This window comes from Janibacter sp. Soil728, assembly GCF_001428305.1.
GTDB lineage: Bacteria > Actinomycetota > Actinomycetes > Actinomycetales > Dermatophilaceae > Janibacter.
In genome coordinates, this window is record NZ_LMRZ01000003.1 from 295,558 (window position 1) to 309,050 (window position 13,493).

12 protein-coding genes are annotated in these 13,493 nt (G+C 72.6%); 7 read left to right on the forward strand and 5 right to left on the reverse strand.

Annotation, left to right across the window (positions count from 1 at the left end; genetic code table 11):
• Positions 1–43: 43 nt before the first annotated feature.
• Together ASG73_RS05585 and ASG73_RS05590 are read left to right on the forward strand one after the other, a co-directional pair.
• A complete protein-coding gene (locus ASG73_RS05585) occupies positions 44–898 on the forward strand; it encodes a hypothetical protein (protein WP_156466154.1) in 855 nt (284 codons plus the stop codon).
• The gene (locus tag ASG73_RS05590; RefSeq protein WP_055992098.1) at positions 895–1,794 is read left to right on the forward strand and encodes an aminoglycoside phosphotransferase family protein; all 900 of its coding nucleotides are present in this window, start codon (positions 895–897) and stop codon (positions 1,792–1,794) included. Before ASG73_RS05585 ends, ASG73_RS05590 begins: the two co-directional genes overlap by 4 nt.
• Before the next feature lie 91 nt (positions 1,795–1,885).
• Here ASG73_RS05590 and ASG73_RS05595 read toward each other — a convergent pair whose 3' ends face one another.
• The gene (locus ASG73_RS05595) at positions 1,886–2,809 is read right to left on the reverse strand and encodes a hypothetical protein (RefSeq protein WP_156466155.1); all 924 of its coding nucleotides are present in this window, start codon (positions 2,807–2,809) and stop codon (positions 1,886–1,888) included.
• Between the two features lie 237 nt (positions 2,810–3,046).
• On the opposite strand from ASG73_RS05595, the gene ASG73_RS05600 reads away from it, so the two are divergent.
• Positions 3,047–5,026, forward strand: coding sequence for a thioredoxin domain-containing protein (locus ASG73_RS05600; RefSeq protein WP_055992104.1), 1,980 nt, complete (start codon positions 3,047–3,049; stop codon positions 5,024–5,026).
• On the opposite strand, the gene ASG73_RS05605 is transcribed toward ASG73_RS05600, so the two are convergent.
• From ASG73_RS05605 to ASG73_RS05615, 3 genes are all read right to left on the reverse strand, one after another.
• Positions 5,014–6,036 (reverse strand): pirin family protein, encoded by a 1,023-nt coding sequence (locus tag ASG73_RS05605; protein ID WP_055992107.1) that lies wholly within the window; start codon positions 6,034–6,036, stop codon positions 5,014–5,016. The genes ASG73_RS05600 and ASG73_RS05605 overlap by 13 nt on opposite strands.
• 68 nt (positions 6,037–6,104) lie before the next feature.
• Positions 6,105–6,770, reverse strand: a complete 666-nt coding sequence (locus tag ASG73_RS05610) for a response regulator (protein WP_055992110.1) — start codon at positions 6,768–6,770, stop codon at positions 6,105–6,107.
• 4 nt (positions 6,771–6,774) lie between these two features.
• Complete coding sequence (locus ASG73_RS05615; protein WP_082567031.1) at positions 6,775–8,007, reverse strand: sensor histidine kinase; 1,233 nt, start codon at positions 8,005–8,007, stop codon at positions 6,775–6,777.
• 164 nt (positions 8,008–8,171) lie between these two features.
• Between ASG73_RS05615 and ASG73_RS05620 the strand changes: the two genes are divergently transcribed.
• Positions 8,172–10,019 carry an alpha/beta-hydrolase family protein gene (locus tag ASG73_RS05620; protein WP_055992116.1) on the forward strand — a complete coding sequence of 616 codons (1,848 nt, stop codon included), beginning with the start codon at positions 8,172–8,174 and terminating at the stop codon, positions 10,017–10,019.
• Here the strand turns inward: ASG73_RS05620 and ASG73_RS05625 are convergent.
• A complete protein-coding gene (locus tag ASG73_RS05625; protein ID WP_162253964.1) occupies positions 10,016–10,618 on the reverse strand; it encodes a histidine phosphatase family protein in 603 nt (200 codons plus the stop codon). The two genes, ASG73_RS05620 and ASG73_RS05625, sit on opposite strands and share 4 nt — an antisense overlap.
• 38 nt (positions 10,619–10,656) lie before the next feature.
• On the opposite strand from ASG73_RS05625, the gene ASG73_RS05630 reads away from it, so the two are divergent.
• From ASG73_RS05630 to ASG73_RS05640, 3 genes are read left to right on the forward strand one after another with little or no spacing between them, the layout of a single operon-like run.
• Positions 10,657–12,126, forward strand: a complete 1,470-nt coding sequence (locus tag ASG73_RS05630; RefSeq protein WP_055992121.1) for a cobyric acid synthase — start codon at positions 10,657–10,659, stop codon at positions 12,124–12,126.
• Positions 12,123–12,923, forward strand: coding sequence for a precorrin-6A synthase (deacetylating) (cobF, locus tag ASG73_RS05635; protein ID WP_082567033.1), 801 nt, complete (start codon positions 12,123–12,125; stop codon positions 12,921–12,923). Before ASG73_RS05630 ends, cobF begins: the two co-directional genes overlap by 4 nt.
• Positions 12,923–13,474, forward strand: a complete 552-nt coding sequence (locus ASG73_RS05640) for a hypothetical protein (protein WP_055992123.1) — start codon at positions 12,923–12,925, stop codon at positions 13,472–13,474. The genes cobF and ASG73_RS05640 overlap by 1 nt, the downstream gene beginning before the upstream one ends.
• The last annotated feature ends 19 nt before the right edge of the window (positions 13,475–13,493 follow it).

Consider the following 13,493-nt stretch of genomic DNA (forward strand, 5'->3'; position numbering starts at 1 on the left):
TAGTCATGATCGAGGCGTCCTGAGACATGCGAAGATCGACGGCGTGCCCGTCCGACCCAGCCGCCGCCTTGTGCTCACCGCAGCCCTGACGCTCTCCTCGTCGACGCTGGCGGGCTGCGGGGTCCGGCTCGAGGACGACGCGCCGGACATCCCCTTCGTCCCGAAGCGGGAGCCGATCCCCGGCGAGTCCGCCCTGCTCGCCCTCCTGGGCGCACTCGAGACCGGCGATGTCCAGCACTCCTCGCAGCGGGCCCACCTGCTCCGCAAGGCGCTGCAGGATGCGCAGGTTCCGGCCGGGCTCGTCGCCGGCGCGACATCGCCCACGACACCGGCCGAGGTGGCCGCCGCCTTCGAGGCATCGGTCCGCGAGTGCGGCCCCGGCCTGCTACGGCTCGTCGGGCAGCTCACCGCGACGCAGCGCATCCTCTCCCCCATCGGCGACAAGGCCGTCCTGTGGACCGCAGCCGGCGATGGCGCATGGACCGCAGGCAAGGTCGCGACCACCGCCCTCGACGCCACCCGGGCGACGATGTACGCCCTCGAGGTCGTGGCCGGTCAGCAGAGCACCGGAGCGGTGGCCAAGGCAGCGCTCACCGCCAGCCACGAGCTGCAGGCACTGAGCATCCGCCAGACGACCGCCGCGGGTGACTCCGTGCAGCCGCTCGTCCTCGGCTACGACCGGCCCGAGGACGTGGCCGGCGACGCGGGACGCGACTGGGTGGTCGGCAGCTTCATCCGGCTGCAGGCGGCCTATGCGGACTGCTTCGCCCGGTTGGACGCGGACCGCGACGCCGCCCTCGAGGTGACGCAGTGGATGGTCACCGCCGAGGAGATCTCGCACACGCACTTCCCCCAGATCGTCCCCACGCTGTTCGGGGACGGCAAGCACCAGCCGTGAGGGTCGAGGACGCCGCGGCCCTCGTGCCTGCGGGCTTCGTCGCGGACCTGTCGTCGCTCCCTGCCGAAGGGGGTCCCTCCGGCAGTGACTGGGTCGCGGCCCTCCCCCACCTGCTCGCAGAGATCGTCGACCAGTGGTCGCTGTCGGTCGGGGGCGAGGCGATGACCGGGCACTGCGCACTCGTGCTGCCCGTGCGCGGGCCCGAGGGGTCGGCCGCACTCAAGCTCGGCTGGCCGCACCGCGAGGCCAGCGGCGAGCACCTGGCCCTGCGCGCCTGGGACGGGCACGGCGCCGTACGGCTGCTGCGGGCTGACCCACGCCGCTCGGTGCTGCTGCTCGAACGACTGACCACCGAGGACCTGACGGACCAGTGGGACGAGGAGGCGGTGGCGATCGTCGCGAGGCTCTACGCGGACCTGCACATCGCACCCCTGCCCCAGGTGCCGGCGCTGGTGCCGTGGGTCGAGGAGATCCTGTCGCGTCCTGCCGCTGCCGGGCTGCCCCGCAGGTACGTGGAGCAGGCGAGGTCCACCCTTCGCTCGCTGGGGACGCTCGGTGGAGAGCGACTGCTGCACGGCGACCTGCACTACGGCAATGTCCTGTCCGACGGCACCGACTGGGTCGCGATCGACCCCAAGCCGGTCACCGGCCATCCCGCGTGGGAGGTCGCTCCCCTGCTGACCAACCGCGTCGAGGAGATGGGCACGGGCGCCTCCCTGCGCTGGTCGGTGCGCCGTCGCGTCGAGGTGGTCTGCGCCGTGGCGGGGCTGGACGACGAGGTCGTGCGGGCGGTGAGCGCGCTGCGCGCCGTGGTCGGTGCGGTCTGGGCCACGCAGGACGGTGACGCCGAGCAGGTCTCGCGGGCGGTCGCGCTGATCAAGGCGCTGGGCGACTGACCCCCTTCGGGCCTGGCGTCGTTGTGCAGGCTCGGCCGACGGGCGGTTGTCGGCCAAGCCCGCACAACGACACCACCCCTGCAGATCGATGTCAGGCCTCGGCCCGCGCGACGCCGTCGAGCACCTTGCGCCGAACGACCAGGTGGTCGGCCAGGTCAGCCCAGGTCAGCCGCACGAACTCGTAACCCAGCGCGCGCAGACGGTCTTCACGCAACTTTTCGGCGATCAGGTCTGCCCTGCTCTGGTACTTGTCCAAGCCATCGACCTCGATGATGAGCTTGAGCTCCTCGTAGAGGAAGTCGACGCGCGCCACGTACTCGCCATCGTCGTCATGGATGCGTACCTGCGGTGTCGGCTGGCGGAAGCCCAGCATCTGAAAGGCCCACCGTGCCCGGGACTCGGCCGCTGACTCGATCCGGGCGTCCGCGAGGTGACACATGTGCCCCGGAGCGCGCGACCAACGCCCCGGCGCAAGGGCCACGAGTGCCTCGTCCAGGTCTTCGCGCGCGATGCGCTTGGTGTGCAGGACGTGGTCCGCGCTCACCAGACCCGCCTCAGCGCCAAAGCATGCGGCCACCTGGAGGCAGGCGACGGCCGTCTTGACGATGCGAATGCCCTGATGGACCTCGACCAGGCCCTCCGCGACGGGGCGGTGCCCGACAACCACACCATCTGATCGACCGCGCCCCGCGCCCACATGGACCAGGTGGACCCGGTCATCGACCCCGTGCAGCGGGACCTCTCGGAGCGCGAGGGCGCTGTGGTGGCTCAGAGCGGCAGTGTGTCCCTTGGGCAGGCCGGCCATGACGGCCCGCGCCCTCAGCTGGTGGCGGTCCCATGGCTTGGCGTCTCGCCAGATCCTGCCGTCGACGAGGCAGTTGCGTCGGATCCTCACGACGTCGCCCGCACGCACCGCTCGGCCGATGTCGTCTCGGCTGATCCCGAGCCCGAGGAGTGTTTTGGCCGAGGTCGCTCCCATTCCTGCGGCGAGCGTCGTGCGGATACGTGGGTCCATCTGGACAGCCTGCCGAGGACGCGGGATCCGGGCGGCAGCTTGTCCACAGGCCGGGGTCTGCGCCGCTGTGCTGGGTCTGCGTCGATGTGCTGGGTCTGCGTCGATGTGCTGGGTTGACGTCGCTGTGCAGGGTTGGCCGCCAACCGACCGTCGGCCAACCCTGCACATCGACACCATCCCCTCCGACCGACGCCGGGCTCCTGGTGGGGCTCGGGGCGAGAGTGAGAGCGTGGGGGCATGGGCAACCGACTCGCCGACAGCCTCTCCCCCTACCTGCGCCAGCACGCCGACAACCCGGTCGACTGGTGGGAGTGGGGCGACGACGCCTTCGCCGAGGCGCGGCGGCGTGATGTGCCGATCTTCCTGTCGGTCGGGTACGCCGCCTGCCACTGGTGTCATGTCATGGCGCACGAGAGCTTCGAGGACGAAGGGGTGGCCGCGGCCCTGTCGCAGGGCTGGGTGAGCATCAAGGTCGACCGTGAGGAGCGGCCCGATGTCGACGCTGTCTACATGCTCGTGACCCAGGCGATGACCGGGCAGGGAGGGTGGCCGATGACGGTGCTGATCACGCCCGACGGCGAACCCTTCTTCGCCGGGACCTACCTGCCCAAGCCGCAGCTGCTGCAGCTGCTCGACGCGGCCGGCACCGCATGGCGCGAGGACCGCGAGCGCCTCACCGCGAGCGCGACGAACATCGCCTCCCAGCTGGCCGGCATCGCCGACCCCGGGCGTGGCGCGCCGATCGAGGACGAGCAGGTGGCGCTGGCGGTGCACTCCCTGCGCAAGACCTTCGACGACGCACGGGCCGGCTTCGGCGGGGCCCCGAAGTTCCCCCCGTCGATGACCCTGGAGCACCTGCTGCGCCACCACGCGCGCACCGAGGACGCCGACGCGCTCGCCATGGCCGAGCGCACCCTCGAGGCGATGGCGCGAGGTGGGATCCACGACCAGCTCGCGGGTGGCTTCGCCCGCTACAGCGTCGACGCCGACTGGGTGGTCCCCCACTTCGAGAAGATGCTCTACGACAACACGCTGCTGCTGCGGGTCTACGCGCACTGGCTCCGGCAGACCGGCTCCGAGCTCGCTGCCCGCGTGTCCGGCTCCACCGCGGACTTCCTGCTCCGGGATCTGCGCACGGCCGAAGGGGGGTTCGCCTCCGCCCTCGACGCGGACACCCTCGTCGACGGGCACGGCGTCGAGGGGGCCACCTATGTGTGGACACCGGCCCAGCTCGTCGAGGTCCTCGGCGCGGAGGACGGACGCCGGGCGGCCGAGCTGCTCGAGGTGACGCCGGAGGGGACCTTCGAGGAGGGCGCGTCGACCCTGCAGCTGCTCGCCGACCCCGACGACCCGGCCTGGTGGGAGGCCGCCCGGGTGCGCCTGCTCGCCGCCCGCGACGAGCGCCCCCAGCCGGCCCGCGACGACAAGGTCGTGACGAGCTGGAACGGCCTGGCCATCGCCGCACTCGCCGACGCCGGCGTCGTCCTGCAACGACCCGATCTGATCGAGGCCGCCTGTGCCGCAGCGCAGCTCGTGCTCGACACCCACCTGATCGACGGCCGTCTCCGCCGCACGTCACTTGCCGGACGGGTCGGCGAGGCGCCGGCAGTGCTCGACGACCACGGCAACCTCGCCGAGGGCCTGCTCGCCCTGCACCGGGCCACCAGCGACACCACCTGGCTCGCGCGCGCCGGCGAGATCATCGACCTGGCCGTCGACGCCTTCCACGACGAGGACGGCTGGCACGACACGGCGCACGACGGCGAGGCCCTGATCACCCGGCCTCGCGGTCGCACCGACAATGCCGAGCCGGCAGGTGTCTCCGCGATCGCCGGGGCCCTGCTGACCCACTCCGCACTCACCGGCAACACCGCGCACCGCTCTCTCGCAGAGGAAGCCGTCGCGTCCCAGTCGCGGATCATCACCCACGACCCGCGGTTTGCGGGGTGGGGCCTGGCCGTCGCGGAGTCGATGCTCACCGGACCGCTGCAGGTGGCGATCGTCGGCGAAGGGGAGGACGGCCCCCTTCGTCAGGTGGCGGAGGCGAGCTCCTCGCCCGGTCTGGTGATCGTGAGCGGGCCACCGGATGCTCCCGGTGAGCCGCTGCTCGCCGACCGTCCGCTCGTGGACGGTCAGCCGGCCGCCTACGTGTGCCGGGGGTTCGTCTGCGACCGACCGGTCACCGACGCCGAGGCGCTGGCCGCTCAGCTGGCCTGATCGCCCGGGTGCTCGGTGCGCCCGTCGCCGTAGGTGGCGAAGCGTGGGGTCTCGCGCGGGTGCACCGGCGAGCGGCTCTCCCAGCCCCAACCACCGAACTCGGTGCGCTGGTAGTCCTCGAAGGCCTGGACGATCTCTGCCTGGGTGTTCATGACGAAGGGGCCGTAGCTGGCCACCGGCTCGCCGAGGTCGACGCCCTGCAGGACGAGGACGACCGAAGGGAGGTCACCGGCGGTGATCGTCGGGGCAGCACCCGAGCCCGGCGCGAAGCCTGACCCGGAGGCGACCGCGACACCGTCGATCTCGACCGGCCCGTCGCCGTGGACGTACAGCATCCGCTGGGTCTCGGCAGCGCCGGTCGCGGGCAGGGTGATCGAGGCGCCCGGCTCGAGGTCGACGAGCCACACGGCGACGTCAGAGGTCGGGTCGGTCGCCCACGAGGCGACCGGGGGCGACAGCGGGGCACGACCGTCGTACGTCCCGGCGACGACGGTCACCCGGGCGCCGTCCTGCTCGACGACCGGGATGTCCTCGTGCCAGAGCATGAGGAACTCGGGGTCCACGCCCTTGCTGCGTGCCGGGAGGTTGAGCCAGATCTGGTACAGCTCGAAGGGGTTGTCCGCGTCCTGCTCCAGGAGCGGAAACATCTCGGAGTGGCTCACTCCCTTGCCGGCGGTCACCCACTGCACGTCGCCTCCGCCGAAGCGGGCCGTCGCGCCGGTCGAGTCTGCGTGGTCGACGACCCCGCGACGCACCAGCGTGATCGTCTCGAAGCCGCGGTGCGGGTGCGCGGGGAAGCCCGGGACCTGCTCACCGTGGTACATGTTCCACCCCGACGGGTTGCCGAAGTCCTGCCCGATCGGACGATCCGAGATGCCCTGCGCCGGGCCCATGTCGGCGTTGCCGCGCGGGTAGGCGTCGAGGTGGTGCACCGCGAAGATGAAGGGGCCGACGCCACGCCATGGGTGGCCGAGGTCGACGACGGTGCCGGTGGACGTGCTGACGCTCATGGGTGCTCCTCGACGTGCGGGTGGTGTACCCGGTCAACGCTGGCGGGACCGCGGATATTGCCCCGCGGTCATCGTCCCGGGACGACGACGCCGTGCTCGTAGGCGAAGACGACCGCCTGGGCCCGGTCGCGCAGGGCCAGCTTGGCGAAGACGCGTGACACGTGGGTCTTGACCGTCTGCTCGGCGAGGAAGAGCTCGCCGGCGATCTCGGCGTTGGACAGCCCGGCCGCGACGAGCCCGAGGACCTCGTGCTCGCGGGCAGTGAGCTGCTCGAGCCGGGGTGATCGGCGGGGCACGGTGCCGCGACGGCGGGTGGACTCCTCGATCAGCCGCCGGGTGATGCTCGGGGCCAGCAGCTGGTCCCCGGCCGCGACGACACGGACCGCGCGGACCAGCTCCTCGGCGGGCGCGTCCTTGAGCATGAATCCGCTCGCCCCCAGACGCAGCGCCTCGTAGACGTAGTCGTCGACGTCGAAGGTCGTGAGCATGAGGACCCGCGGACGTGTGGGGCTCGGCGAGGACAGGATCGTCGCAGCCGCCTCGAGTCCGTTGACCTCCGGCATGCGCACGTCCATGAGGACGACGTCGGGTGCCAGTCGGGCGACCTCGGCCACCCCGCGGGCACCGTCGGCGGCCTCACCGACCACCGAGATGTCGTGCTGGGCGTCGAGCAGCGCGCCGAAGCCCTGCCGCACCATCGCCTGGTCGTCGACGATGACCACCGAGATCGTCATGCGGCTACTCTCCCAGCCGCGGTCGGTCGGCGAGCGGCACGCTCGCGGTCACCGCGAAGCCACCCGCGGCGGTCGGCCCGGCGGTGAGGGTGCCACCGACTGCCTCCACCCGGGTGCGCATGCCCGGGATACCTTGTCCGCCACCCCGCTCCGTGCTGCCCTCCGAGGACGAAGGGGAGGTCGCCACCGTGAGCAGGGCACCCTCGGGAGCGTCGGCAGGGTGGACGCGCACGAGGTCGACCCGCACGGCGGCGCCGGGCGAGTGCCGGCTGGCGTTGGCGAGCGACTCCTGGACCACGCGGTGCAGGACGAGCCCGGTGCCCGGCGGGCAGTCCTCGGGGGGCAGACCGAGGTGCCACGAGAGGTCCACGCCCGCGGAGCGGGAGGACTCGAGCAGAGCGGGCAGGTCCGCGAGGGTGGGCTGAGGTGCGGTCTGCACGGGCGCTCCCTCCTCGCGGAGCACCCCGAGCACGCCCCGGACCTCCTGAAGCGCGGCCCGGGCCGACGCCTCGATGGCGACGAACTCTCCCTTCGCCTCCGGAGTGAGGTCGGCGACGCGGTAGGGGGCGGTCTGCGCCTGCACGACGACCATCGACATGTGGTGGGCCACGACGTCGTGGAGCTCGCGGGCGATGCGGCTGCGCTCCTCGACGACGGCTCGACGGGCTCGCTCGACCTCGGTCTCCTCCTCCTGCACCGCCAGCGCTCGGCGGGAGAGGACGAGCCAGCGGGCGAGCAGGCCGAAGGCGACGATGATCGCGGCGCCGAGCGCCCACGGCTTCATGCCGTCGGGCATCGCGACGAGGAAGAGCAGGACCGAACCCGCGAGGACCGCGGCGACCAGGCGCAGCTGCGCGTACATCGCGGCGACGAGGATCGCTGCGAGCAGGACGAGGAAGTGCACGACCGGCCACGGCATGGGCGCATCGGCCAGGCGAGGCAGCGGGACCCACACGAGGGCTCCGACCGCGCTCACCGCCCACGCGACGAAGGGGGCCCGCCGCATGATGAGCAGCGGCGCCACCGACATCGCCGCGAGGACCGGCATGACCGAGGCGGTGACGGCGTGGCTCTGCGAGATCGTCGACCACCCGATGACGAACATCAGGAGGGCCAGCAGGGCCGTCACGACGTCGGGGTGCGACCCGGCCCCCTGCGTCAGCCATCGCGCGCCTCGGGCGCTCGCCCCCAGGGCGCGCCCCAGCCGCGGTCGAGGCGGTCGCGGGGTCCTGGGCATGGGACTCAGGCTACGGACCGGCGGGTGCGGCGTCGTCATACTCGGGAGCCATCCGCGCTCACCCCGGGGTAGGGCCCAAGGCGCTGCGCCACCCGTGGCGGGCACGTCAGGACCGCTCCGAGGGGTGATGCGGCTCGCGGTGGCCGACGGCGAGCTTCGGTCCCATGACCACGGCACTCACCCGAACCGCCCTGCTGACCCTGCTCGCCGCCCTGCTCTGGGCGGCCCTCGTGGTGGCCGGCCGTCCGCCGGCTGCGGTGCCCGACCCCGGGTCGAGCGCGGCGGTCGCGGCGCTGACGAGCGGCTCGGCGGCCCGGGCTGCCGGCGCCGTGCCGGCGGACTTCGTCGCGGACCTCGGGTACGTCCCTCGGCTCGAGGGCCGGCGACTGGTCAACCCGGCAGGGTCCTGCTCCTCGCCCGTGCCGCTGCCGGCGGAGTTCGACGGCCCGTGCCGGCAGCACGACCTGGGGTACGACCTGCTGCGGCACGCCGCCCACAAGGGTGGCGCCCTGCCCACTGCGGCCCGACAGCACCTCGATGCGCACCTCACGGCGTCGGCTCGTGCGTCCTGCGCTGCCCGACAAGGGATCTCACACGGGTGGTGCTCGGCGTGGGCCGACATCGCCGGGTTCTTCGTCCGGGTCAACTCGGTGCGGCAGCACGACTCAGCTCCGCTGCCGGAGGACGCGGTCTCGAGGGGCGCGATGGTGGCCGGGTCATCGACGCTCGTCGGGGGTGCGGGCACCGTCGTGCTCGGTGGGGTGCGACTGCGGCGCAGGATCGACCGGTCGCGGCTGGCGGCACGGGTGCGGGGCTGGCTGGCCCGGTGGCCCCTCCCCGTCCCTCGGGTCTCCGGTGCCGCGGCTGCGGTGACCGGCCTCGCGCTCAGCATCTCGCCGAGCCACCTCGCGCACGGACCCGTCCTGCAGGGCGGGCTGACCGCGGTCTGCGTCGGTGCCAGCGTGCTCGTGGTGGGTGCACTGCGACCGCGCGTCCCACGCCTGGCCGACAAGGCACGGGTCCGGGCGCTCACGGGCGTCGCGGCGGGCGCGATGGGCACCCTCGCGTGGGCCCAGCCCGCGCTGAGCGCCCGGCGCATGGCCATCGGGATGCCACCCACCGACGTGACCTGGTGGGCGACGGTGGGCGCCGTGGTGGGGGCTGCGTGGCTGGCGGTCCGCTCCCTTCGCTGGGGGTGGTCACGGCGGAGCACCGCGTGGCGCCCGGCCGCGGTCGTCGCGATCGGATCGATGGCGGTCTTCTCCGGCGGGCCGGTGCACGGTGCGGTCACCGCGCCGGAGGACCGGGTGCTGCTGCAGCCCTCCCCCGTCGGCGCCGTGCGGACCTACGCCGAGATGCGGGAAGGGGAGGTCCCGGCCGACCGGGCGGAGCGCGCCGCCGACGACCTGGTCCGGTCGGGCGGGCTGGAGCGGGATCACGTCGTCATCGCGGTCCCGACAGGATCGGGGTGGATCAACCCGCAGGTCGTGGCGGGACTGGAGGAGCGCTTCGGCTCGCAGGTGGCGACGGTGGGCATGCAGTACGACGACGCGCCGAGCTGGGTCTCCTACCTCGTGCGCCGGGACGAGGCCGTGACGGGGACGCGAGAGGTCTTCGATGCGGTCACCGACCGGGTGCGGACGCTGCCGGCGAGCCGGCGACCCCAGGTGCACGTCTACGGGGAGAGCCTGGGCGCAACAGCCGGCCAGGCGATCTTCGGTGGACCCGGCACCCGCCGGGCTCGTGAGGTCTGCTCCGTGCTGTGGACGGGCCCACCCGGTGGTCACCGGGTGGGCCTGCCCCGCGAGGCCGCGGTGGTCAACGACGACGACCCCGTCGTGCACGCCGCGCCGCGCGACCTGCTGCTGCCGCCCGGCGACGACCGGCCGTGGCTCCCGGTGGTCGGTGCAGTGCACAGCGCGGCCGACCTCGTGGGGTCTCTCGACGTGCCCGAGGGCAGCGGTCACCGCTACGGGTCCGGCGCAGCAGATCGGCTGGCCACGTGCCCCTAGTCGACGACGGAGTGCGTGGTGATCGAGCCCGGGGCGATCGGCTCGTCCCAGTCGATGTCCCGGTGCGAGGTGGAGCGCAGCCACGCCAGGGCCGCCCGGATCGTGTGCTCGTGGCTCACGACGATCAGGTGCTCGGGCTGCTCGATGAGTGCGGGGGCGAACCACTCACCGACGCGCTCGAAGACGTCCTGCATCGACTCACCACCGCCCCAGCGCACCTCGCTGATGTGCGCGTCATCCGGCACCGACTGCGCGCGCAGGGCATCCGACCGCTCCCCCTCCAGCTCACCGAGGGCCTGCTCCCGCAGACCCGCCTCATGTCGCACCGAGGCACTCCACCGCAGAGGGCGCAGTGCGACGGAGACGATCTCGGCGGTCTGCAGGGCTCGCATCAGGTCGCTGGTCCACAGGTCGAGGGCGTGCTCGCGCCGTGGTGGTCCGACGAGGGCGCTCAGGGCGAGGCCGGCGCGCGCGGCCTGGGCCCGGCCCTCGTCGGTGAGCACTGCCTGGTTGGGCCCCCGGTGGGCACCCTGGACGAGCCCGTCACGGTTCCACGTCGACTCCCCGTGACGGATGAGGTGCACGTGTGTCGGACTCACGGGGCCCACGCTATCGGCGAACCGTAGAGTGGCGGCTCGTGAGCGGACTGCTGATCACCGGAACCTCCTCCGACGCGGGCAAGTCGCTCGTCGTGACGGGGCTGTGCCGCGTGATCGCCCGTCGCGGGATCTCGGTGGCGCCGTACAAGGCGCAGAACATGTCCAACCACTCGATGGTCTGCCGTGACGGCTCCGAGATCGGGCGCGCGCAGTACCTGCAGGCGCAGGCCGCTGGTGTCGAGGCGACCTCCGCGATGAACCCCGTGCTGCTCAAGCCGGGCAGCGACCGGCGCGCGCACGTCGTCGTGCGCGGGCGACCGGCCGGTGAGCTGATGGCGGGCGAGTACGCGACCGGACGCCGGCACCTGGCCGAAGCGGCCTTCGCCGCCTACGAGGAGCTGGCCGCTCAGCACGAGGTGATCGTCTGCGAGGGTGCCGGGTCCCCCGCGGAGATCAACCTGCGCGCGGGTGACTACGTCAACCTCGGTCTGGCTCAGCGCTTTTCGCTGCCCACCGTGCTCGTGGGCGACATCGACCGCGGGGGTGTGCTCGCCGCGCTCTACGGCACGTGGGCGCTCGTCTCGGACGAGGACCGGCCGTTGCTGCGCGCCTACCTGATCAACAAGTTCCGCGGCGACGCGTCGGTGCTCGACCCCGGACTGGACGAGATCACCCGGCGCACCGGGATGCCGTCGCTGGGGGTGCTGCCGTGGCTGCAGGACGTGTGGCTGGACTCGGAGGACTCGCTGTCGATGGGGGCCTGGGGCGACGGCGCGGACGGAGTCCCCGAGGACCGGCGGCTCTCGGTCGCGGTCGTCCGGCTGCCGCGCACGTCCAACGGGACCGATGTCGATGCCCTCGCCGCCGAGCCGGGGGTGGACGTGCGGGTCACGGTCGACGCCGACCACGCGCGTGAGGCCGACCTGCTGGTCCTGCCGGGGTCGCGCGCCACGACCTCCGATCTCGACTGGTTGCGACGGACCGGGCTCGCGGACGTCGTGCTCGACCGGGCCCGGCGCGGCGCCCCGGTGCTCGGGATCTGTGGTGGCTACCAGATGCTCCTCGACGAGATCGTCGACGACGGGGTCGAAGGGAGCGAGACCTCCGCTGGTGCAACGGTGCCGGGGCTGGGGCTGCTGCCGGGACGCGTCGTCTTCCACGAGGACAAGGTGCTTGATCGGCCGAGTGGGACCTGGCGCGGCCACGACGTCGAGGGCTACGAGATCCACCACGGAGTCGTCGAGCCGAGCGGCGGCGAAGACTTCCCGGGTGGGCACGCCGTCGGCGCCGTCCGCGGGTCGATCTGGCACGGCACCCTGGAGTGCGACGACTACCGGCGGGCACTGCTCGCCGACGTGGCGAGCGCCTCGGGGGCGAGGTGGTCTGCAGAGCCGGGGGCGGCCCCCTTCGCCGCACGTCGTGAAGGCATGATCGACACCCTCGCCGATGCCCTCGAGACCCATGTCGACGTCGACGCCATCATCACCCTCGCGAAGGAATCCCGTTGAGCACCAATGCTGCCCATGCCATCCAGGTCATCGGCATCGGCGCCGGCTCCCCCGGGCACGTGACCGCCGAGGCTGCCGCTGCGTTGGCCAAGGTCGACGTCTTCCTCGTCGCGGACAAGGGCGGGAGCAAGGACGAGCTGGTCGCCGTGCGGCGGGCGATCTGCGACCGGTTCATCCCCGCCGACCATGCCTACGAGTTCGTCACCGTGCCGGACCCGAAGCGCGGACCGGACGCCGATCGGGACACCGAGGCCTACGCCCAAGGGGTGCGTGACTGGCACGCCGCGCGCACCGATGCCTACGTGCAGATCATCGAGGACCTGCCGGACGACGCGGTGGTGGGCTTCCTCGTGTGGGGCGACCCCGCCTTCTACGACAGCACGATCCGCATCGTCGACGCGATCGGCGAGCGCATCGACACCCGCGTGCGGGTGATCCCGGGGATCTCGGCCTTCCAGACCCTGGCTGCCGCGCACGGGATCGTCCTGCACCGGGTCGGCGAGCCGGTCCACGTCACGACCGGACGACGACTCGTGGAGGAGTGGACGCGCGCCGAGGCCGCGGGCCTGCACCTCGGGACCGTCGTCGTGATGCTCGACGGGCACCTGCACTGCCGCGAGCTCGCGGCCACCCACCCCGACACGGTCATCCACTGGGGTGCCTACGTCGGGATGCCCCAGCAGGAGCTGCGCTCCGGGCGGCTCGCCGACGTCATCGACGAGATCGTCGAGCTGCGGGCCAGGCTGCGCCAGACGCACGGGTGGGTCATGGACGTCTACGCCCTCACCCCCGCCTGATGGACGCGGCACGGCGCTGCGTCATCACACCCGGCGACGAGGTGACGGTGACCGGAGAGCTCACGGACGGTGAGAGTCCGTCGGTCTGGGTGCACCAAGGTTTCGGGCTCACGGGTCGCGTCGAAGGGGGCCAGGTCCGCATGGAGGGCCGCGTGCAGCACGGGTCCGGACCGGCACGCGTCACCGGCGTCTGGGACGGTCAGCGCATCGTGTCGGCGACGTCCACCCCTGTCGCGGACGACGCCGCACCTCCGGTCGTGCTTCGGGCCAGCGAGAGCCTGCGTGGTCCGCAGGACCTGACCGACGCGGAACGGGGATCGGCGATGGACACGCTGTACGCACGCGCCGGAGACCGGCTGCTCGGCTTCGGTGGGACCTCGCACAGCACCTTCGCGTGCCTGCTCCTCGTGGATCTTGCCTTCGTCGACTGGTGGCTCGACGTCTCGACCCTGCGCATCGATCTGTCGATCGCGATGCTGCCGGCCTCACTGTGGGATGACGCCGGGATGCTGCCACGCCACGTCCTGCCGGGTGCCCACGCCCGACCGTGAGGGCGATGGCGCGGATCAC